The sequence below is a fragment of the Pantoea sp. YR525 genome, from assembly GCF_900116775.1.
Lineage (GTDB): Bacteria > Pseudomonadota > Gammaproteobacteria > Enterobacterales > Enterobacteriaceae > Pantoea > Pantoea symbiotica.
Genome location: NZ_FPBU01000003.1, coordinates 517,559 through 540,971 on the forward strand (window position 1 = coordinate 517,559; position 23,413 = coordinate 540,971).

The 23,413-nt window shown below is 58.9% G+C and carries 13 protein-coding genes; 12 read left to right on the forward strand and 1 reads right to left on the reverse strand.

Annotated elements, in window-relative coordinates; translation table 11 throughout:
• Positions 1 to 61: 61 nt before the first annotated feature.
• Positions 62 to 1,315, forward strand: coding sequence for a diaminopimelate decarboxylase (gene lysA, locus BM323_RS08820; RefSeq protein WP_008108207.1), 1,254 nt, complete (start codon positions 62 to 64; stop codon positions 1,313 to 1,315).
• Complete coding sequence (locus BM323_RS08825) at positions 1,315 to 1,764, forward strand: GNAT family N-acetyltransferase (protein WP_008108205.1); 450 nt, start codon at positions 1,315 to 1,317, stop codon at positions 1,762 to 1,764. The genes lysA and BM323_RS08825 overlap by 1 nt, the downstream gene beginning before the upstream one ends.
• A gap of 128 nt (positions 1,765 to 1,892) precedes the next feature.
• Here the strand turns inward: BM323_RS08825 and galR are convergent, their stop codons facing one another.
• Positions 1,893 to 2,894 carry an HTH-type transcriptional regulator GalR gene (gene galR / locus BM323_RS08830; RefSeq protein WP_036649453.1) on the reverse strand — a complete coding sequence of 334 codons (1,002 nt, stop codon included), beginning with the start codon at positions 2,892 to 2,894 and terminating at the stop codon, positions 1,893 to 1,895.
• 197 nt (positions 2,895 to 3,091) lie between these two features.
• Here galR and BM323_RS08835 point away from each other — a divergent pair, with 197 nt between their 5' ends.
• From BM323_RS08835 to BM323_RS08880, 10 genes are all read left to right on the forward strand, one after another.
• On the forward strand, positions 3,092 to 5,353 hold the full coding sequence (locus tag BM323_RS08835; protein WP_091003669.1) for a molybdopterin-dependent oxidoreductase: 2,262 nt from the start codon (positions 3,092 to 3,094) through the stop codon (positions 5,351 to 5,353).
• 273 nt (positions 5,354 to 5,626) lie between these two features.
• Positions 5,627 to 7,357 carry a penicillin-binding transpeptidase domain-containing protein gene (locus BM323_RS08840; protein WP_008109077.1) on the forward strand — a complete coding sequence of 577 codons (1,731 nt, stop codon included), beginning with the start codon at positions 5,627 to 5,629 and terminating at the stop codon, positions 7,355 to 7,357.
• A gap of 404 nt (positions 7,358 to 7,761) precedes the next feature.
• The gene (locus BM323_RS08845; protein ID WP_008109078.1) at positions 7,762 to 7,950 is read left to right on the forward strand and encodes a hypothetical protein; all 189 of its coding nucleotides are present in this window, start codon (positions 7,762 to 7,764) and stop codon (positions 7,948 to 7,950) included.
• Between the two features lie 290 nt (positions 7,951 to 8,240).
• Complete coding sequence (locus BM323_RS08850) at positions 8,241 to 9,377, forward strand: efflux RND transporter periplasmic adaptor subunit (protein ID WP_008109079.1); 1,137 nt, start codon at positions 8,241 to 8,243, stop codon at positions 9,375 to 9,377.
• Positions 9,378 to 9,386: 9 nt separating this feature from the next.
• A complete protein-coding gene (locus BM323_RS08855; RefSeq protein WP_008109081.1) occupies positions 9,387 to 12,518 on the forward strand; it encodes an efflux RND transporter permease subunit in 3,132 nt (1,043 codons plus the stop codon).
• Positions 12,519 to 12,610: 92 nt separating this feature from the next.
• Positions 12,611 to 14,011, forward strand: a complete 1,401-nt coding sequence (locus BM323_RS08860; RefSeq protein ID WP_036649699.1) for an efflux transporter outer membrane subunit — start codon at positions 12,611 to 12,613, stop codon at positions 14,009 to 14,011.
• A gap of 142 nt (positions 14,012 to 14,153) precedes the next feature.
• Positions 14,154 to 15,398 carry an MdtA/MuxA family multidrug efflux RND transporter periplasmic adaptor subunit gene (locus BM323_RS08865; protein WP_008109083.1) on the forward strand — a complete coding sequence of 415 codons (1,245 nt, stop codon included), beginning with the start codon at positions 14,154 to 14,156 and terminating at the stop codon, positions 15,396 to 15,398.
• Positions 15,395 to 18,544: an MdtB/MuxB family multidrug efflux RND transporter permease subunit gene (locus BM323_RS08870; protein ID WP_008109084.1), complete on the forward strand. Its 3,150-nt coding sequence runs from the start codon at positions 15,395 to 15,397 to the stop codon at positions 18,542 to 18,544. The genes BM323_RS08865 and BM323_RS08870 overlap by 4 nt, the downstream gene beginning before the upstream one ends.
• A complete protein-coding gene (locus BM323_RS08875; protein WP_008109085.1) occupies positions 18,541 to 21,645 on the forward strand; it encodes an efflux RND transporter permease subunit in 3,105 nt (1,034 codons plus the stop codon). The genes BM323_RS08870 and BM323_RS08875 overlap by 4 nt, the downstream gene beginning before the upstream one ends.
• Complete coding sequence (locus BM323_RS08880; protein ID WP_008109086.1) at positions 21,646 to 23,049, forward strand: efflux transporter outer membrane subunit; 1,404 nt, start codon at positions 21,646 to 21,648, stop codon at positions 23,047 to 23,049. It begins immediately after the preceding gene.
• Positions 23,050 to 23,413: the final 364 nt, after the last annotated feature.

The window sequence follows — 23,413 nt, forward strand, 5'->3', positions numbered from 1 at the left end:
AGATATTTTTCTGAATTGATGCGCTGTGGCTAAATAGCCTCAATGACACAGGAGAATTGATATGCCACGCCCACTTAACAACAGCGAAACAGCGTTAACTGCCGCCAACTTACTGCCGCTGGCGCAGCGTTATTCTGGCCCATTCTGGGCGTACGATGCGGCGATTATTCAGCAGCGCATTGCACAACTCGGTGCCTTCGACGTGGTGCGTTTTGCGCAGAAAGCCTGCTCCAATATTCACATTCTGCGTCTGATGCGCGCGGCGGGCGTCAAAGTCGATTCGGTGTCGCTGGGTGAAATCGAGCGTGCCATTGCCGCCGGTTATCAGCCGGGCGGCGAAGATATCGTCTTCACCGCCGATGTGTTCGATCAGCCAACGCTGACGCGCATCGCCGAGCTGAAAGTACCGGTCAATGCCGGTTCGGTGGATATGCTGCATCAACTGGGCGCACTGTCGCCGGGCCACGCAGTGTGGCTGCGCATCAATCCTGGTTTTGGTCACGGTCACAGCCAGAAAACTAACACCGGCGGTGAGAACAGCAAACACGGCATCTGGCACAGCGATCTGCCGCTGGCGCTGGCGGCGATTCAGCAGCACGGCCTGCATCTGGTCGGCCTGCATATGCACATCGGTTCCGGTGTGGATTACGGCCATCTGCAGCAGGTGTGTGATGCGATGGTCGATCAGGTGGTGGCGTTCGGTCAGGATCTCGAGGCGATTTCAGCCGGTGGCGGTTTGTCGATTCCTTATCGTTTTGGCGAAGAAGCCATTGATACCCAGCACTATTACGGCTTGTGGAACGGTGCGCGTGAGCGTATCGCCGCGCACCTCGGTCATCCAGTGAAACTGGAGATCGAGCCAGGCCGTTTCCTGGTGGCCGAATCGGGCGTGCTGGTGTCGCAGGTGCGTGCGGTGAAAGAGATGGGCAGCCGTCACTTTGTGCTGGTCGATGCCGGTTTCAGTGATTTGATGCGTCCGTCGATGTACGGCAGCTATCACCACATTTCTCTGCTGCCGGTCGATGGCCGCGCGCTGGGCGACACCACTGTCGAGAGCGTGGTGGCTGGTCCGCTGTGTGAATCGGGCGACGTGTTCACGCAGCTGGAAGGCGGCAAAGTGGAAACCCGCGCGCTGCCTGCGGCGCAGGTCGGTGATTATCTGGTGTTCCACGATACCGGCGCGTACGGCGCATCGATGTCGTCGAACTACAACAGCCGCCCGCTGATTCCGGAAGTGCTGTTCGAGAATGGCGCGCCGCGTGAAATTCGTCGCGCGCAGACCATTCAGGAGCTGCTGGCGCTGGAGCTGATCTGATGAAGATCGTCGCGCTCAGCGAAGTGCCGCATCACGCCTCGCAGATCACCGACTGGCTGTGGCAGGCGTTTGGCGACGGTACGTCGCGTGAGTTTTACGACAGCATTGTGCGCAGTAGCCTCAACGGCGCCGATTTCCCGGTAACCTTTGTGGCGCTTGATGGCGATATACCGCTCGGCACGGTGGGATTCTGGCGCTGCGATTTGATCAGCCGTCAGGATCTCACGCCGTGGGTGGCGGCGCTGTTTGTCGAGGAGTCTGCGCGCGGCAAGGGATTGAGCGAAGCGCTGCAGCAGCATGTGATCGATTTCGCGCAGCAGCGCGGTCATGACAAGCTGTGGTTATGGTCAACGTTTGGCGGTTATTACGAACGTTTTGGCTGGCAGTATCAGTGCGACGCGCTGGAGTTCCCGGATGTGCGGGTGAAGGTGTATTCGCGGGAGTTGTGATGGGTGCGCTTTGTCCCTCATCCCAACCTTCTCCCGCAAGCGGGAGAAGGAGCAGACCGAGCTCTCCTTACTGTCCCCTCTCCCGCTTGCGGGAGAGGGTTAGGGTGAGGGAAAGCGAGCACCAGGATTCAACCCGGTCCACTCACCGAATGCCGTCTTACCAGCGTCGGGCTAAACATATTGGTCACTTCCGGCATCTCGCTGCCATTGGCGAGCGCCAGCGCCAGTTGCGCCGCCTGCTGCGCCATGGTGACAATTGGGTAACGCACCGTCGTTAAACGCGGGCGCACATAGCGCGATACCAGCACATCATCGAAGCCAATCAGCGACATCTCTTCCGGCACGCGAATGCCGTTATCACTCAGCACCGCCAGCGCGCCGGCGGCCATCGAATCGTTGTAGCAGGCCACCGCCGTGAACTGCTTGCCGCGCCCCATTAGCTCAGTCATCGCCTGCTCGCCGCCCACTTCGTCCGGTTCGCCCCACGCCACCAAACGGTCGTTACACGGCAAACCGTGCTCTTTCAGCGCGTCGTAATAGCCTTGCAGACGATCTTCAGCATCGGAAATGGTGTGAGTGGAGCAGATAAAGGCGATTTGCGTATGGCCTTGCTGAATCAGATGCCGCGTTGCCAGCCACGCGCCGTAGCGGTCATCCAGCGCGATGCAGCGATGTTCAAAGCCTTTTAGCAGGCGATTCAGCAGCACCATGCCCGGCACCTGCTTCATCAGCATCTCTAAATCGTCATCGGGGATTTTCTTGGCGTGCACCACTAAGGCGGCGCAGCGATGACGCATCAGTTGCTCAATCGCCTGACGCTCTTTTTGCTCATTGTGGTAACCGTTACCAATCAGCAAAAAGTTGCCGGTCTGGCCCGCAACTTCATCCACCGCTTTGACCATCGCGCCAAAAAACGGGTCGGAAACATCGCCCACCACTAAACCCAGGGTTTCGGTGGATTGCTGCGCCAGGGCGCGTGCATTGGCGTTCGGGTGATACTGCAACTGCTCCATTGCCGCCGTGACGGCGAGGCGAGAACTCTCGCTGGCTTTGGGCGAATTATTGATGACGCGGGAGACGGTCGCAACCGACACCCCAGCCATACGGGCAACATCCTTAATGGTAGCCATGCGATTATCGACATCCGGGAAAACGTTTACACATGCCACCAGTGTTACGGAAAACCCACCCTGTAGCAACCCGGCAGAATGCCAGCGCTGTCGCAAAAGCACGGAAAATCAGGCGCTCACAGCCGTGCTTTAGCTCAATTACAGCCTCATGTTATGCTGCCAGACATAATGACACCTGCCTGCCGGACCCAAAAACCATGAAAACTCGCGTGCCACACTTGGCGCACTGGGGCGCATTCACTGCCGTCACTGAAAACGATCGCCTGATTGGCTGTGAACCCTTCTTCGCCGATGCCGATCCGTCGCCGATGCTCAACACCATTCCTGAACTGGTCTATTCGGATAAACGTATTCGCCAGCCGATGGTGCGCCGTTCATGGTTGAAATCGCGCGAGAACAGCGATCGCACCTTACGCGGGCGGGAAGATTTCGTGGCGGTGGACTGGGATACCGCACTGGATTTGGTGGCGGAAGAGAATCGCCGCGTGCGCGATCGTTACGGCGCATCGGGCATTTTCAACGGCTCTTACGGCTGGTCATCCGCCGGGCGCGTCAACCACGCGCGCACGCTGATTCGCCGCTTCTATTTTCAGGGCGGCGGCGGTGTCGATCAGCAAGGCAATTACAGCTGGGGCGCGGCGCAGTTCTTCCTGCCGTACGTGATTGGCACCTACATGCCGCTGACCGGTCGCGTGACCGATTGGCCGGAAGTGGTGCAGCACGCCGACATCTTTATCGCCTTCGGCGGCCTGGCGCTGAAAAACGGCCAGGTGGCGTCCGGCGGCGCGGGGCAGCACAGCCTGAAACCGGCGCTGGAGCAGCTTAGCGCTAAAGGCACGCCAATCATCAACATCAGCCCGATGCGCGATGACTGTCCGGCGTTCGTCAATGCCGAGTGGATTCCAATTCGCCCGAACACCGACGTGGCGCTGATGCTGGCGCTGGGTTTTGAAATCACACAGCGTAACGCGCTGGATGAAAGCTTCCTTGCCAGCCATTGCACCGGTTGGCCGCAGCTGCGCAGCTATCTGCTCGGTGAAAGCGATGGCATCGCCAAAACACCTGAGTGGGCCAGCCGCATTACCGGCATTCCGGCGGCGCGCATTGCCCTGCTGGCGCAGCAGCTGATGGGCAAACGCAGCTTTATTACCTGCTCCTATTCGGTTCAGCGCGCCCATCGCGGCGAGCAGCCGTACTGGATGATGATTGCGCTGTCGTCGATGCTCGGTCAGCCGGGCTTGCCGGGCGGCGGTTTCTCCTTTGGTCACGGCTCGATGAACAGCGTCGGCAATCCGCGTCAAGACGGTCCGGCACCGATGATGAGCACCGGCCCGAACCCAGGCAATTTGTCGATTCCGGTGGCGCGCATCAGCGACATGCTGCTCAATCCCGGCCAGCCGTACGCATTCCAGGGCGAAACCCAACACTATCCGGATATCCACTTAGTGCACTGGGCGGGCGGCAATCCGTTCCATCATCATCAGCAGCTCAATCGTCTGGTGGAAGGCTGGCAGCGCCCGGATACGGTGATTGTGCAGGATATCGTCTGGACGCCAGCGGCGCAGATGGCGGATATCGTGCTGCCCGCCACCACCACGCTGGAGCGCAACGACATCGGCGGATCGTCACGCGATCGTTTCGTGCTGGCGATGCATCAGGCGATTAAGCCGCAGCATCAGGCGCGTAACGATTTCGATATCTTCGCCGATATCGCCGATCGTCTGGGCTATCGTGATGTGTTCACCGAAGGGCGCAATGAGATGCAGTGGATTGAGCATCTGTATCAACAGTGCGCAGTAGCGCATGCGCGCCGTGATATTCCCTTCCCGGAGTTCGGTGAGTTCTGGGAGCGCGGTTTTGTCGAGATCCCTGAAGGCGGCAAGCCGTTCGTGTTTATGGATGATTTCCGCGCCGATCCGATCAGCCATCCGATTCAAACCGCCAGCGGCAAAATTGAGCTGTTCTGCCAGACTATCGCCGATTATCAGCTGGACGATTTCGCCGGACATCCGGAGTGGCGCGAGCCGCAGGAGTGGCTGGGCGCGCCGCTCAGCGCCGAGTTTCCGCTGCATATGATCTCGATTCAGCCGTCCGATCGTCTGCACAGCCAGATGGATGCCACCGCCACGGTGCAAGGCAACAAAACCGCCGGACATGAGACGCTGTATATGCATCCGCAGGATGCGGCAACGCGTGATATTCAGGACGGTGATGAGATTGAGGTGAGCAACGCGCGTGGTCGCATGCTGGCCGGTGTGCGCCTGACCGACGGTTTAACGCCGGGCGTAGTGATCATCGCCACCGGCGCCTGGTTTGATCCCGGATTTGGTCGTGCCTGGCAGCCGTGGGATCGCGCCGGCAACCCGAATGTACTGACATTAGACATCGGTACCTCGTCGTTAACCCAGGGTCCTAACGCCATGAGTTGCCTGGTGGAAATCAAAAAACATCTGATGTGAATGGGCAACGAATAATCTCATCGCTGGTTACATTTTGCCGGTAACTGTTGCGTTTAGGAGATGGTTTCCCAGCGTGCCGCCTTGCTACAGTCAGGGTCCCAGAGGTATTGATGGGTGAACATCAAAAAGTTTTCTTGATTACACCGACCTGCGCAGATGCGCAGGTTTTTTTTTGCTTAACGAATCGAAACACAGTTTTCCTGTCAACTCGCTTTACCTTTCTTTATAACTGCAAGCAATAAGCTTCAGATTCACTTACAGCAGCGGATTGCCATGCCTCCTATTAAAAAATTTCTGGGAAAAGACCAGATAAAAGCGCCATTTAACCCGTTTCGTTTTCGCCTGATTTGCCTTGGCGTTTTCTGCTGTCTGGTGCTGTTGCTGATCTGCGTTGGTGACCTGCAGCTGATCAAGCATCCGATGCTGGAGCACGAAGCCGATCAGCGCTCGCTGCGTACCGTGACGCTGCCGACCAACCGTGGCACCTTGCTGGACCGCGACGGCCAGGCGTTAGCGCTGAGCGTTCCGGCGCGTGACATCATCGCCGATCCAATGCGCGTGCTGGAGGCGAATCCCGATTTCACCAGCGCCAAATGGGCGTATCTGGCGGCGGCGCTCAATCAGCGTCCGGAAGATCTGCGTGCGGCGATCACCGCCAACCCGAAAAAACGCTTCCTCTATCTGGGCCGCAAAATCGAACTCGGCATCGCCAAAGATATCGCTGAGCTGAAACTGAAAGGCATCAGCTCGGTATATAACGACAGCCGCTTCTATCCGATGAGTGAAGCGGCCGCGCCGCTGATTGGCATCGTGGGAGCCGACAGCAACGGCCTGAACGGCATCGAGAAGGGCTTCGATCATGTGCTGCAGGGCGATCCCGGCAAAGAGGTTTATCGTCAGGATGGCGAAGGCAACATCATTGCGATGATCGATTACCAGCCGCCACAGCAGCCGCCAACCGTACAGCTCAGCATCGACAAGTTCGACCAATTCACGCTTTACAGCAAACTGCGCGACGGCGTACTGCTTAACAAAGCGGATTCGGGCGCGGCGGTATTGGTGAAAATCGATACCGGCGAAATTCTGGCGATGGCTTCTTATCCGTCGTTCAACCCGAACAATTATGAAAACGCCACGCCGGCGCAGATGCGTAACTCGGCGATCAACGACAGCTACGAACCTGGCTCCACGGTGAAACCGTTGGTGGTGATGGAAGGGCTGGAGCGTCATCTGGTGCGCGCCGACTCGGTGATCGATACCACGCCGTACAGCGTTAACGGCCACCTGATCCGCGATGTTGGCCACTGGCCGCGCCTCACCATGACCGGCATTTTGCAGAAATCGAGTGATATCGGCGTCTCGCACATTGCGCTGGCGATGCCCGCTGAAGCGCTGGTGAATACTTATCAGGCGTTTGGTCTGGGTAAACCTACCGGGCTGGGATTGACCGGCGAGAGCGTGGGTTACTTCCCGCTGCACCGCGAGCGCTGGGCTGATATCGAACGTGCCACCTTCGCCTTTGGCTACGGCTTGCGCGTCACGCCGCTGCAGATTGCGCGTGAATACGCCACGCTCGGTTCGTACGGCGTCTATCGTCCGCTGTCGATCACCAAAGTGACGCCGCCGGTGTTAGGCAAGCAGGTGGCGAATCCGCAGGTGGTGCAAACCGTGGTGCACATGCTGGAGAGCGACGTGCTGCCGGGCGGCACCGGTGTCAGAGCGGCTGTACCGGGTTATCGTCTGGCGACTAAAACCGGTACCGCAGAGAAGATGGGCACCAGCGGCAAGTATGATGGCGGTTATATCAACTACACCGCAGGCATCGCGCCTGCCAGCCATCCGGAAGTGGCGCTGGTGGTGATGATCAACCATCCTACCGCTGGCGATCACTTTGGTGGCTCGGTGGCGGCACCGATCTTCGGCAACATCATGGGCCCGGTACTCAAGCACATGAACGTGGCACCTGACGCGATATACAGTAAACCTTCTTCAGAAAAATCTTAGTTAAATCAAAAGTGTAAGTGAGGTGTGGAGAATATTCACACCTCGTTTCACTTCCCCAAACACCGTTGCTTTTTGCACCTGTCTTTCACCGGCTCAACGGTGCGAGTATGGACATCCCAGAGGTATTGATGGGTGTGAAACAAGCTGCTTTGGCAGTACCCTGTTATTACACCGACCCACGCAGATGCGTGGGTTTTTTTTGCCTGTTATTTACTGCCGCGCGAACTCGCTCACACCTCTTGTCTGAGTCTTAACACTTCCCCGGCAACATAAAAATATCTGGTTGTGTAACCTGTATGTAACGCACCGCGATGTCGCATTCCATGGCGGTTCGCTAGCCCCTTACAGTGTTGGTAGCGCTTTAGGGGGCGATTTTTTATTGCGATTCGTTGAGGCCACCCGCAATGCCAAAAACCAAAGACCGCACGCCAAAAGGCGAGGGCCGATCCTCGGCGTTTCAATTACGTATTCATCCGGATCTGCATGAACAGCTGCGCAGTGTGACCGACGACGATAACGTCACGCTGTCGTGCTGGTTAAAAGAGCTGGCGCGCCGCGAATTGCGACGTCGCGGCATCGAACCGAAGGGATAACCGTAGGGTCGTCATTCATGACGACCTTGCCAATGGCCGTACTGTGCGGCCTTCGGAACGGTCACCATAAATGGCGACCCTACGGGTGCGATATGCATGGACGGAATCGCCATCAAAAACCCGCGAAAAGCTAAAAATCCCAACGATTTATGGCACGAAAGGTTTACCATTTTCCTTTGGAAAATATATTTTACGCAACCTTAACAACCTCGCTTAACCCGCCTCCCTACAATGACTTTTTGAGTCATTACCTTCGTGGCTATTCCCTTCCTATCTTTTAGAGAACAACTATGCGCCTGAAACTTCTTTCTGCCAGCGTGGTGTTTTTACTGGCAGCCTGTGACCAGGGCGGAGCAAAGCCCGCCGCATCCGCCACCCCGCAAGTGGGCGTGGTCAACCTGAAAGCGCAACCCGTTACGCTTGTTAGCCAATTGCCAGGCCGAACCACGGCGGTAAGAACCGCGCAGGTGCGTCCGCAGGTGAGCGGCGTGATTGAAAAAATCCTGTTCACTGAGGGCGGTGAAGTGAAAGCCGGCCAGCCGCTGTATCAAATCGATCCGGCCACCTACAAAGCGGCCTACGACAAAGCGATGGCGACCTGGCAGAACGATGCGATGGTGGTGAAGCGCTATCAGCCGCTGGCCAACGCGCACGCCATCAGCCAGCAAACCTACGACGATGCGGTCGCCGCCGCGCGTGAAGCGCAGGCCGATGTGGAAACCGCCAAAGTGAATCTCGATTACACGCTGGTGAAAGCGCCGATTTCCGGCCACATCAGCCGCTCGCTGTACACCGCAGGTGCGCTGGTCACCAACGGGCAAACCGATTATCTCGCCACCATCACTCAGCTTGATCCGATCTATGTCGATGTCAGCGAATCCTCCACCGATCTGCTGCGCCTGCGCCGCGCGCTGGCCGACGGCAAGATCGCTAAAGTGGCCGACAACACTGCCGCAGTGGGCTTGTCGCTGGAAGATAACAGCCAGTACGCCGAGCAGGGCAAGCTGGCGTTCTCGGAAGTGAACGTCGATACCGCCACCGGCACCGTGGTGCTGCGCGCGGTGTTCCCGAATCCACACAACGAACTGCTGCCGGGCATGTATGTGCACGCCAGCTTCCCGCAGGGCATTCAGCAGCAAGGCATTTTGCTGCCGCAAGAGTCGATCATGCATGACACCAAAGGCCAGCCGTATGTCTATGTGGTGAAAAGCGACGGCACCATTGAGCAGCGCAGCATCCACACCGGCGAGATGATCAAAGGCGAATGGCTGGTAACGTCGGGCCTGCAGCAAGGGGAAAACGTGGTGGTGAACAACCTGCAAAGCGTGCGCAGCGGGGTGAAAGTCACCACTACCGCTGCCAACACCAATGACACGCCATCCGCCAATGCGGTGAGTCTTTCGATGACTGACGCAGCAGCGCAATAAGGGGGCGGCATGTCGAAGTTTTTTATTGAACGTCCAATTTTTGCCTGGGTTATCGCGATTATCGTGATGCTGGTGGGTGCGATTGCCGCCATCAGTTTGCCGGTCAATCAATATCCCAACATCTCCGCGCCGGCGGTCTCTATCTCGGTGACCTATCCGGGCGCCAGCGCCGAAACCACGCAAAACACCGTGGTGCAGGTGATTGAGCAGCAGCTGAACGGCCTGGATGGTTTGCGTTATCTGGAATCGAGCAGCGCCTCGGACGGCAGCGCGCAGATCATCGCCACCTTTAATCAGGGCATCAATCCTGACATCGCCCAGGTTCAGGTGCAGGATCGCGTGTCGCTGGCGGAGTCGCAACTGCCCACCGATGTCACGCAGCAAGGCATTCGTATCCGTAAGTACCAGAAAAACTTCATGATGGTGATCGGGCTGATCTCCAAAGACGGCAAGCTGACCAACGGCGATCTGGCCGACATGCTGGTGTCGAAACTGGAAGATCCAATCTCGCGTACGCCGGGCGTCGGCGACTTCATGGTGCTGGGATCCGAATACGCGATGCGCATCTGGCTCGATCCGGCCAAGCTCTACAAATACAACCTGATGCCGAGCGATGTCACCACCGCGATTGATAACCAGAACGTGCAGGTGTCGTCCGGTTCACTGGGCGGATTGCCGACCATTCAGGGCGCAAAAACCGAGGCGACGATCCTCGGCAAAACCCGTTTCACCACCGTGCAGCAGTTTGAGAATGTGCTGTTGAAAGTGAACAGCGACGGCTCGCAGGTGCGGCTGAAAGATGTGGCCAGCGTGGCGCTCGGGCCGCAAAGTTATGGCATCGACGCCACCATGAACGGCAAACCGGCCGCCGGTATCGCGCTGCGTCTGGCAACCGGTGCCAACGAACTGGATACCGCCAAAGCGGTGCGCCAAACCATCGCCGACCTGAAAGATTCGCTGCCGGATAACGTCGAGATTCAGTATCCGTACGACACCTCGCCGGTAGTCAGCGCCTCGATTGAAGAGGTGGTGAAAACGCTGATCGAAGCGGTAGTGCTGGTGTTCTTCGTGATGCTGATCTTCCTGCAAAACCTGCGCGCCACGCTGATCACCACGCTGGTGGTGCCGGTGGTGCTGCTGGGCACCTTCGGCATCTTGTCGGCGTTTGGTTACAGCATTAATACCCTTACCATGTTCGGCATGGTGCTGGCCATCGGGCTGCTGGTGGATGACGCCATTGTGGTGGTGGAGAACGTCGAGCGTGTGATGCACGAAGAGCATCTCGATCCCAAAGCTGCCACCATCAAGTCGATGCAGCAGATTCAGGGCGCGCTGTTTGGCATCGCGCTGGTGCTGTCGGCGGTGCTGCTGCCGATGGCGTTTTTCTCCGGATCGACCGGCGTGATTTACCGCCAGTTCTCGGTCACCATCGTCTCGGCGATGGCGCTGTCGGTGATCATGGCGCTGATCTTCACGCCCGCGCTGTGCGCCACCTTGCTGAAACCGGCGGCGGCGGAGCATAAAACCACCGGGTTCGCCGGTTGGTTTAACCGCAAGTTCGACAGCGGCGCGATGCATTACACCAACGGCGTCAGCAAAGTGATTTCCCGTCGCGGCCTGTTCCTGGTGATCTATCTGGTGATCGTCGGCGTGACGGGCTTTTTGTTCACCCGCGTACCGACCACCTTCCTGCCGGGCGAAGATCAGGGATTGATGATGGTGCAGATCACGCTGCCAGTGAATTCGTCGTCGCAGCGTACTCAGCAGGTCATCAACGATCTCAACGCTTATCTGCAGCAGAACGAAGCGTCGGTGGTGACCACCACTTTCGGCGTGGCGGGCTTTAACTTTGCCGGTCGCGGCCAGAGCAACGCCATGGCCTTTGTGCGCCTGAAAGATTGGGGCGACCGCACGCACAGCGGGCAAAGCGTGCAGGATCTGGCGAACCGCGTGATGGCGCACTTTGCCAACTATCAGAACGCCAAAATCTTCGCCATGGTGCCGCCAGCGGTGATGGAGCTGGGCAACGCCACCGGCTTCGACCTCTATCTGCAGGATACCGGCGCGCACAGCCATCAGCAGATGATGGATGCCGCGCACCAGCTGATTTCGCTGGCGAACAAAGATCCGCATCTGGCGCAGGTGCGTCTCAACGGGCTGGAAGATGAGCCGCAGTATCAGCTGGAGATCAATGATGAGAAGGCCAGCGCGCTTGGTCTGAGCATGACCGACATCAACAACACCTTGTCGGTGGCGTGGGGCTCCAGCTACATCGATCAGTTCATGTATAACGGCCGCGTGAAAGAGGTCTATCTGATGGGCAAAGCGGACTCACGCGTCACGCCGTCCGATCTCGACAAATGGTACTTCCGCAACAGCAGCGGCACCATGGTGCCATTCTCCGCTTTTGCTTCGGGTAAATGGGTGTATGGCTCGCCGCACTTTGAACGCTTTAACGGCCTAACCGCCGAAGAGATCCTCGGATCGCCTGCGCCGGGCCAAAGTACCGGTGAAGCGATGAAGGCGGTGGAGCAGCTGGCGAAGCAGCTGCCGCACGGGTTCCGCGTGCAGTGGTACGGCATTTCTTATGAGGAGCAAGCCTCTGGCAGCCAAACCACGCAGCTCTATCTGATCTCGATTCTGGTGGTGTTCCTGTGTCTGGCAGCGCTGTACGAGAGCTGGTCGATTCCGTTCTCGGTGATCATGGTGGTGCCGCTCGGCATTCTCGGCACCATTAGCGCGGTGCTGCTGCGCGGCTTGCAGAACGATGTGTTCTTCCAGGTTGGCTTGCTGACCACGGTCGGGCTGGCGGCGAAGAACGCCATTCTTATCGTCGAGTTTGCCAAAGAGCTGCATGAGCGCGAGGGCAAAACGCTGGTGGAAGCGGCGGTGGAAGCGGCGCGGCTGCGTATCCGTCCAATTATCATGACTTCGATGGCGTTTATCCTCGGCGTGCTGCCGCTGACCATCTCCAACGGCGCGGGCGCAGGCAGCCAGCACTCAATTGGTACGGCGGTGGCAGGCGGGATGATCACCGCGACTTTCCTCGCCATTTTCTTTGTGCCGATGTTCTACGTGGTGGTTTCGCAGTTCTTTGCGCGCAAGAAAAAAGCCGCAGCAGAGACCGTGCAAGACAGTTAAACGGTCGCCATGAATGGCGACCCTACAGGTTTTCGTAGGGTGCGCATTTATGCGCACCTTCATACAAAGGCACTTGAATGCTTAAGTTAAAAATGAACACTAAAAATTTCCGTCTGGCGCTGTTGCCGCTGGCTTTGGCATTGGCCGGTTGTACGCTGGCGCCGCACTATCAGCGCCCAGCGCTGCCGGTGGATGCTAAATACGATCAGGCGACGCCGGTCGGCAACGTCGCGGATTTGCCGTGGCAGAACTTCTTCACTGATGCCACGCTGCGCAACCTGATTCAGCTGTCGCTCGACAACAACCGCGACCTGCGCGTAGCGGCGCTGAATGTGCAAGAGGCGCAGCAGGGCGTCACGGTGCAGCGCGCGGCGTTGATGCCGTCGATCAACGCCACGGCCAGCCAAACCTCGGCGCATGAACCGGCCAATCTCTACAACACCAAAACCAGCGGCGCGGTGACCTATCACGAACTGAACAGCGGCTTGAGTGTGACGTCGTGGGAGCTGGATTTCTTTGGCCGCCTGCAGAGCCTGAGCGATCAGGCGCAGGAAACCTATCTGTCGAGCGCCGCCACCGAGCGCGCCACGCGCATCTCGCTGATTGCGGAAGTGGCGACGGCGTGGCTGACGCTGAGTTCGGATAACGATCTGCTGCATCTGGCGCAACGTACCGCGCAAAGCCAGCAGGAGTCGTATCGCCTGACCAAACTCAGCTACGACGGCGGTGCCAGCAGCGATCAGGATCTGGCGCAGGCCGAAAGCACGGTGCGCGCGGCGCAGGCCGACGTGGCGAGTTACACGCGGCAGGTGCGGCAGGATGTCGATGCGCTGCGCTTGCTGGTCGGCACCGATCTGCCCGCCACGCTGCTGTCGCACGCTACGCTGGACGCCAACTGGCAGTTCCCGGCCACGCCGGCTGGCTTGCCGTCGGATCTGCTGACGCGTCGCCCGGACATCATGGCGGCGGAGCACACGCTGAAGGCGGCCAACGCTAATATCGGCGCGGCGCGTGCCGCCTTCTTCCCGAGCATCACGCTGACCGCGTCCGGCGGCTCCACCAGTAGTTCGCTTGGCAGCCTATTGGGCGGCGGCACCGGCGCATGGTCATTCATGCCATCGATTAATCTGCCGATTTTTGACGGCGGTAAAAACGAGGCCAACCTGAATATCGCGCATATCGAAAAACGCATCGACATAGCTGATTACGAGAAAGCGATTCAAACCGCCTTCAAAGAGGTGAACGATGCGCTGGCCGGTCAGGATACCTGGCAGGATCAGCTGACGGCGCTGCAACAGGAGGTTGGCGCGAATCAGCGCGACTACGACTATTCCGCTTTGCGCTTCAAGCAAGGCGTAGACAATTATCTCAATGTGTTAGTGGCCCAGCGATCGCTTTACAGTTCGCAGCAGTCGCTGATCAGCGCGCATCTGGGCCAGCTGAGCCAGAAAATCACCCTGTACAAGGCGTTAGGCGGCGGCTGGAAATCTTAATCGCCTTAACGAAACCCTTACGGTTCGCGTATGGAATTCGCGCGGGCATTCAACCGATAATGCGCGCAGTGATGATATCCCTTTGAAATAATCCCCTGTTTTACCGGGGATTTTCCTTTTTCTTGCTGACTTGAAGATCCTGATGACTCCTAACGCTTCCCGCTCCACGTTCTCTCGCTGGCTGAAATGGCTGCTCCTGTTAGTTGTGCTGTTGATTGTGGCGGGCGTGATCTGGCGCGTGGTCGGCGGACATGGCGGCATGCCGCCGGGCGGTGAGAAAGGCGGACGTGGCGGTCATCGCGGTGGCGCGGGGGGCCCGCCTGGCATGGCTATGATGATGGGCGGCGCAACGCTGGTGCATAGCGGCATCGCCACAACTGCCGATGTGCCGGAATACCTCAACGCGCTCGGCACGGTGATCCCCAATGCCAGCGTCACGGTGACTAGCCGCGTGGCCGGTCAGCTGGAAAAGGTGTTCTTCACTGAAGGGCAGAAAGTCAGCGCTGGACAGCTGCTGGCGCAGATCGATCCGCGCAGCTATCAAGCCACGCTGGCGCAGTATCAGGGCGATCTCAATCAGAACCAGGCGTTGCTGAAAAGCGCACAGTTAACGCTGGTGCGCTATCAGAAACTGGCGTCGCAGGATTCGCTATCACGCCAGGATCTTGATACGCAAACTGCCACCGTCGGGCAGTACAAAGGCGCGGTCGCCGCCGATGAAGCGCAGATCGCCAGCGCTAAACTGGATATCGAGTATGCGCGCATCACCTCGCCGATCAGCGGACGCGTCGGTTTGCGTCTGGTCGATCCCGGCAACATGGTGCAAACCACCGATACCACCGGCATCGTGGTGGTGACGCAGATGCAGCCCGCCGCCGTGACCTTTAGCGTGCCGCAGGGCAACATTCCGCAGTTGACCAAAGCGTTGCACGGCGGACAAAGTCTGCCCGCCACCGCCTACGATCAGGACAACAGCAGTGCGCTGGCGCAGGGCGAGGTGAAGTTCATTAGCAACCAGATCGATACCGCCACCGGCACCATCGAGCTGAAAGCCACTTTCCCGAATGAAGACGAATCGCTGTTTGCCAATCAGTTCGTCAATCTGCGTCTGCAAACCAACATCCTGAAAAACGCCACGGTGATCCCGGCGCAGGCGCTGCAGTTGAGCAGCGACGGCAGCTTCGTGTTTGTCATCAATAAAGACAACACCGTGACGCGCAAAGCGGTCACCACCGGGCCAACGTTTGGTGAAGATCAGCAGGCGGTCCTCAAAGGGGTGGAGCCGGGCGATCGTCTGGTGACCGAAGGCATCGATCGCCTGACCAACGGCAGCAAAGTGCAGCTGGCGGATGAGAGTAAAACTACCGCGACCGCCGAGGCCAAATGAATCCGTCTCGCCTGTTTATCCAGCGTCCGGTCGCCACCATATTGCTGATGGTCGGCGTGCTGATCGCCGGGACCTTCTCCTATCGCTTTCTTTCTACTTCGGCACTGCCGCAGGTGGATTACCCGACCATTCAGGTCACCACGCTTTATCCCGGTGCCAGCCCGGATGTGATGGCGTCGTCCGTCACCTCGCCGCTGGAGCGCCAGCTCGGGCAAATGGCCGGCCTGAGCCAGATGACGTCGACCAGCTCAAGCGGATCGTCGATCGTCACGCTGAAGTTCAGCCTCGATCTGTCTCTTGATGTCGCCGAGCAGGAAGTGCAGGCGGCGATCAATGCCGCCAATAATTTGCTGCCGAGCGATCTGCCCAATCCGCCAACCTACAAAAAGGTCAATCCGGCTGATACGGCGGTGATTACGCTGGCGGTCAGTTCCGACACGCTGCCGCTGACGCAGGTGCAGGATCTGGTGAACACGCGCGTGGCGCTCAAGCTGTCGCAGATTAACGGCGTCGGCATGGTGACGCTGGCGGGCGGCCATCAACCGGCGATTCGCGTGCAGATGGACCCGAAAGCGCTGGCAGCGCACAAGCTGTCGCTGGAGGACGTCAACACGCTAATCAGTAACAGCAACGTGAACGGCTCGAAAGGCGGCTTCGACGGCAAATATCACTCGGTCACCATCGACGCCAACGATCAGCTGCGCACCGCCGATGAGTACGGCAATCTGATTATCACTTACCAAAACGGCGCGGCGCTGCGGCTGAAAGATATCGCACATATCGAACAGGGACCGGAGAACAGCTTCCAGTCGGCGTGGGCCAACAACAGTCCGGCGATTGTGATCAGCGTGCAGCGCCAGCCGGGCGCCAACGTGATTCAGGTGGTGGACAGCATCAAAGCGCAGATGCCGAAATTGCAGGCGGCGCTGCCGGATGGCGTGAAGATGAGCATCCTGTCGGATCGCACGCAAACCATTCGCGCCTCGATCAGCGACGTGCAGTTTGAGCTGATGCTGTCGGTGGCGCTGGTGGTGATGGTGACGTTCCTGTTCCTGCGCAACGTGGCGGCGACCTTGATTCCCAGCGTGGCGGTACCGCTGTCGCTGATTGGCACCTTCGGCGTGATGTATCTGGCCGACTTCAGCCTGAATAACCTGTCGCTGATGGCGCTGACCATCGCCACCGGCTTCGTTATCGACGATGCGATTGTGGTGGTGGAGAACATTTCACGGCGGCTGGAAGAGGGCGAAACGCCGATGCAGGCGGCGCTGAAAGGCTCGCAGCAGATTGGCTTCACCATCATCTCGCTGACTTTTTCGCTGATTGCGGTGCTGATTCCGCTGCTGTTTATGGGCGATGTGGTTGGGCGGCTGTTCCGCGAATTTGCCATTACGCTGGCGGTGTCGATTCTGGTGTCGATGGTGGTATCGCTAACGCTGACACCAATGCTGTGCGCCTATTTGCTGCAGCACATTCCGCCGGAAAAACAGTCGCGCTTCTCGCGTAAAGGCGGCGAGCTATTCGACAAGCTGGTACGCGGCTACGACCGCATGCTGACGGTGGTGCTGAACCATCAGAAGCTGACGCTGCTGGTGGCGCTGGCGACCTTTGCGCTTACCGCGCTGCTGTATATCGCTATCCCAAAAGGCTTCTTCCCGACGCAGGATACCGGACTGATTCAGGGCGTCACCGTGGCGTCGCAGGATGTGTCGTTTAGCGAGATGTCGAAGCGGCAGCAGGCGCTGGCGAGGGTGATTCTGCAAAATCCGTCAGTGGAGAGTTTGTCTTCAACCATCGGTATTGATGGCAGCAACACCAGCCTGAATAGCGGGCGCATCCAGATCAATCTCAAGCCATTTGGCGATCGCGATGACAAAGCCGACGTGGTGATCAAACAGCTGCAACAGGCGGCGCAGCAGGTGGCGGGCATTCAGCTCTATCTGCAACCGGCGCAGGATTTGACCGTCAACGATCAGGTATCGCCGAGCCAGTATCAATTCACGCTGGATGATGCCGACAGCGAAAACCTGGTGAGCTGGACGCCGAAGATGGTCGCCGCCTTGCAGCAGCGTCCGGAGTTTAACGGCGTAGTGAGCAACCTGCAGGATCAAGGGCGTGTGGCTTACGTCGAACTCAACCGCGATAAAGCGGCGCGCTACGGCATTACCGCCGCCGACGTCGATACCGCGTTGTACAACAGCTTCGGTCAGCGCCTGGTCTCGACCATCTTTACGCAGGCCAATCAGTATCGCGTGGTGCTGGAAGTGGCGCCGCAGTATCAGCAATCGCCAGCCTCGTTTGATGATGTCTATTTGCCGGTGACCAGCAGTACAACGTCTTCCACGGATGACACCACCACAACCACTACCACCGGCATGGTGAAACTGACTTCCATCGCCACTATTCATCAGCGCACCGGTTCGCTAATGCATATGCGCCTTAATCAGTTCCCGGCGGTGATGGTGTCGTTCAATCTCAACAGCGGTTACTCGCTGGAAGAGGGGCAGAAGGCGATCGCCGCAGTGACGCAGCAGCTCAATCTGCCGTCGAGCATCACCTTGCGTTATCAGGGCGAAACCTCGGCGTTCCAGAGCGCCACCGGCAATACGCTGTGGCTGATTCTGGCGGCATTAATCACTATGTATGTGGTGCTCGGCATTCTGTACGAGAGCTTTATCCATCCGGTGACCATTCTCTCGACGCTGCCGTCGGCGGCGGTCGGCGCGCTGTTGACGCTGCTGCTGGCGGGCAGCGAGTTTAGCCTGATCGCGCTAATTGGCGTGATCCTGCTGATCGGTATCGTCAAGAAGAACGCGATTATGATGATCGACTTCGCGCTGGAGGCGGAAAACAAGCAGCACATGAGCGCGCGGGACGCGATTCATCAGGCGTGCTTGCTGCGCTTCCGCCCAATTCTGATGACAACCATGGCGGCGCTGCTGGGTGCGCTGCCGCTGATGCTGGCGTCCGGTTCCGGAGCCGAGCTGCGCCAGCCGCTGGGTTTAGTGATTGTCGGCGGTTTGATTGTTAGCCAGGTGCTAACGCTGTTCTCCACGCCGGTGATTTATCTGTGGTTTGATGGCATCGCGCAGCGCGGCAAGCGCTACATGCAGCGCAAGCAGCAGCAGGCGCGGGGCGAGCGATGAACCTCACCCGGCTGTTTATCTTCCGCCCGGTTGCCACATTATTGCTGACGCTGGCGATCCTGCTGCTAGGCGCGTTGGGCTATCGGCTGCTGCCGGTCGCGCCGCTGCCGCAGGTGGATTTCCCTACCATTATGGTAAGCGCCAGCCTGGCCGGTGCCAGCCCGGAAACCATGGCGGCCACCGTCGCCACGCCGCTGGAACGTTCGCTGGGGCAGATCGCCGGTGTCACCGAGATGACCTCCAGCAGTTCGCAGGGATCGACCAGCGTGATTTTGCAGTTTGATCTCGATCGCGACATCAATGGCGCGGCGCGTGACGTGCAGGCGGCGATCAACGCCTCACGCAGTTTACTGCCGAGCGCAATGGAGTCGCTGCCGACCTATCGCAAAGCCAATCCATCCGATGCGCCGATTGTGATGCTGGCGCTGACTTCCGCCACGCGCACGCCGGGCGAACTTTACGATCTGGCCGAAAGCAAAATTGAACAGGCGATGGGACAGGTAAAAGGCGTGGGTGAAGTGTCGCTGATGGGCAGCGCCTTACCGGCGGTGCGTATCGATCTGCAGCCGCTGAAGCTGACCCAGTTCGGCATTTCGCTGGATACGGTGCGCAGCGCCATCGCCAACAGCACCACCAATAAGCCGAAAGGGATTCTGCAGGGCAGCAGCCAGTCGTGGGTGGTGGACAGCAACGGCCAGCTGGATAAAGCCGCGCAGTATCAGGATTTGATCGTCACGTATAAACAGGGCAAAGCGGTGCGGCTGCATGATGTCGCCACGGTTTATGATTCGGTGGAAGATCAGTATCAGGCCGGTTTCCTCAACGCTATGCCGTCGGTGATGGTGGGCATTAAGCGCCAGGCCGGTGCCAATATGCTCGACACCATTGACGCCATTAAAGCGCAGCTGCCGGCGCTGGAAAAAGATCTGCCCGCCGACACTCAACTGAAAGTGGTGGTGGATCGCTCGCCGACGGTGCGCGCCTCGCTGTACGACACCGAAGAGACGCTGCTGGTGGCGATGCTGCTGGTGATCGGCGTGGTGTTTGTGTTTCTGCGCAACTTGCAGGCGGTGATTATCCCGGCGCTGGCGCTGCCGGTCTCGCTGATTGGCACCTGCGCGGTGATGTATCTGCTGGGTTACAGCCTCGATAACCTGTCGCTGATGGCGCTGATTATCGCCACAGGCTTTGTCGTTGATGACGCGATTGTGGTGCTGGAAAACATCACGCGCCATATCGAAGAAGGGCTCAGTCCGCTGCGTGCGGCGCTGCGTGGCGCGCAGGAAGTGAGTTTTACCGTGCTGTCGATGACCATGTCGCTGATTGCGGTGTTTATCCCGATTCTGCTGATGGGCAGCATCGTCGGACGCTTGTTCCGTGAATTTGCCGTCACGCTGACGGTATCGCTGCTGATCTCGATGTTTGTCTCGCTGAGCCTGACGCCGATGCTGTGCGCACGTTTGCTGAAGCCGAAAGCCAAAGTCACTCAACGCCCGCATCCGCTGTATCAGTTTATCGAAAACCAACTTAATGCGTTGCTGGCGGCTTACTCGCGCGGCTTGGCTTGGGTGATGGCGCACCAAAAGCTGACGATGTTCAGCCTGGTGCTGACCGTGCTGCTCAATCTGTTCCTGTTTTCCGTGGTGCAGAAAGGCTTCTTCCCCAATCAGGATACCGGCCTGCTGATGGGCGCGCTGCGTGCCGACCAGAACATCTCCTTCCAGGCGATGAAGCCGAAAATGCTGCAGTTCACCAAAATCATCCAGTCCGATCCGGCGGTGGATAGCGTGATGTCGTCGATGGGCAGCGGCATGTTCGGTTCGCGTAACAGCGCCAACTTCTTTGTGCGGCTCAAGGATTTTGACAAGCGCGATGCCACTGCCACCGAAGTGGCGAACCGTCTTAGTATGAAAACCAGCCATATCGCCGGCGCGCAGATGTTCCTGATGGCGGCGCAGGATCTGCATATCGGCGGGCGCAGCGCCAATGCCACTTATCAATACAGTTTGCAGGCCGACGATCTTGATCTGCTGCGCACATGGACGCCAAAAGTGCAGGCGGCGCTGGCGGCGATTCCGCAGCTGAATAGCGTCGATTCCGATTCGCAAACCGGCGGTCAGGAAGTGGTGATCAACATCGATCGCGACCGCGCCAAACGGTTTGGCGTAAACGTGCAGATGCTCGATACCCTGCTGAATAATGCCTTCAGCCAGCGTCAGGTCGCCACGCTCTATCACACGCTTAATCAGTATCATGTGGTGATGTCGCTGCAGGATAGCTACACGCGCGATCCGGCGATTCTTCAGCAGCTGTATGTGATTAACGACAGCGGCGATCGCGTGCCGCTCGCGGCGTTCGCTAGCTTCACAGGCGGCAACGCACCGCTGTCGGTGGCGCATCAGGGCCAATCCGCCACCAGCACCATCGCCTTCAACCTTAATGATGGCGTTTCTCTGGAACAGGCGCAGGCGCTGATTAAGCAGGCGATGGCGCAACTTGGTTTACCCTCCACCATTCAGGCCGGTTTTGCTGGCACCGCCGCCGCGTTCGCCCAGCTTACCGCCACCATGCCGTGGCTGATTATCGCGGCGCTGGCGGCGGTGTATATCGTGCTCGGCGTGCTGTATGAGAGTTACATCCATCCGATCACCATTCTCTCAACGCTGCCATCGGCGGGCGTGGGCGCGCTGCTGTTGCTGCTGCTCACCAACACGCAGCTGACGGTGATCGCGCTGATCGGCATCATCCTGCTGATTGGTATCGTGAAAAAGAACGCCATCATGATGATCGACTTTGCGATTCACGCCGAGCGCAGCAAAGGCATGACGCCGCAGCAGGCGATTACCCAAGCTTGTTTGATGCGTTTTAGACCGATCATGATGACCACGCTGGCGGCGTTCTTCGGCGCGCTGCCGCTGGCGCTGGGCAGCGGCGGCGATGCCGACTTACGTAGCCCGCTCGGGCTGGCGATTGCCGGTGGTTTGGCGCTGAGCCAGCTGCTGACTCTGTTTACTACGCCGGTGGTTTATCTCTGGCTCGATCGTTTGAGCCGCGCCACGCAACGTCAGTGGCTGCGGTTGCGTCATGTGGAATCCCGATAGATGAAAATGTCCCTGAAAATTACGCCGTTGCTCACCGTGATGTTGCTGGCGGGCTGCGCGGTTGGCCCTGATTATCAGCGCCCAACGATGGCGATGCCGACCCATTTCAAAGAAGCCAAAGGCTGGACGCAGGCGACGCCACAGGATGCAAACAGCAAAGGTGAATGGTGGCAGGTGTATCACGATGCCACGCTGAACAGCCTGCTGAAACAGGTGAGCATCTCCAACCAGAACGTCGCCAGCTATGCCGCGCAGTACCGCGAAGCGCAGGCGCTGGCTGGGCAATCACGCGCGGAGTTGTTGCCGTCGGTGGGCTACGACGCCAGCAGCACGCGCAGCGGCAGCCGCGCCAGCACTACCGGACAACGCAGCGTCAGCAACAGCCATGCCGCCGATCTCAGCGCCAGCTGGGAACTGGATTTGTGGGGCAAACTGCGGCGCACGCTGGAGGAGAACAACGCCAGCGCCGAAGCCAGTAAGGCCGAGCTGGCGAATATCACCCTGAGCGCGCAGTCCGAACTGGCGCAGGATTATTTCCAGCTGCGCATCATCGATGAAAAAATCGCGCTCTATCAGCGCAGTATCGATGCTTATCAGCGCTATCTGACGGTGATTCAAAACAAATACGCGGCGGGCAGCGAATCGCGCGCCACTTTAGCGCAGGCGCAGATGCAGCTGGAGAGCGCCCGCGCTTCAGCGCAGGATTATCAGTGGCAGCGTGCGCAGATGGAGCACGCGATTGCGCTGCTGCTGGGCCGCGCACCGGCGGATTTCTCCTTGCCGGTGGCGAAGCTGGATGCGGCGATGCCCGCGATACCGAACAGCGTGCCGTCACAGCTGTTGCAGCGCCGTCCCGATATCGCCTACGCCGAGCGCAACGTGGCGGCGGCGAATGCGGCGGTTGGCGTGGCGATTGCCGGCTACTATCCCGACCTGACGCTGAGCGCCAGCGGCGGCGTGAGTTCATCGGCGATCAACAGCCTGTTCTCGCTGCCCAATCGTGTCTGGTCTTTGGGGCCGGAACTGAGCGGCACGCTGTTAGATTTCGGTGCCACCTCAGCGAAAGTGGAACAGGCACGCGCCGCCTATGATGCCAGCGTCGCCAGTTATCGCCAGTCGGTGCTGACAGGCATGGGCGAAGTGGAGGATTATCTGGTGCAGCTGAACACCTTGCAGGGCGAAATCGCCTCGCAGCAGGCGGCAACCGACGCGGCGCAGGAATCCGCGCGCGTGACGCGCAATCAGTATGATGCTGGGATGATCGACTATCTCGACGTCGCCACCACCGAAAACAGCAGCCTGAGCGCACAGCAGAGTTTGCTGTCGCTGCAGAGCACGCAATGGGTCAGCAGCGTTGGTCTGATCGCGGCGTTGGGCGGCGGATGGCAGGCGGATGCGCGGTGAAACCAGGTCGCCATGAATGGCGACCCTACGGGATTTGCAGCGACTGTGAGTCAAAATAATACATTGATGCTGCAGCGCGGGTGTTGAGGCGACATCCCAAACCGCTGAGCGAATGAGGGATTCCAGGGCGAGTCGCATGGATGCGGCGAGAGGTGGCGCTGAGCAGGAGCGAACCGACACCGGTCCGTCAGGAATCGTGAATGAGTGAAGGCACCGCGAAGCGGCGGGTTGGGCTGGCGCAGGGCCCGGGAGTGCAGAGGGCGCGGCCATGCACTGAACCCCGGATCCTGGACAAACAATCCAGAATCCGGAGGTTAAAATGAAGCACCCATATTCCGTCAGGCTGGCTGCAGTTCAGCACTAT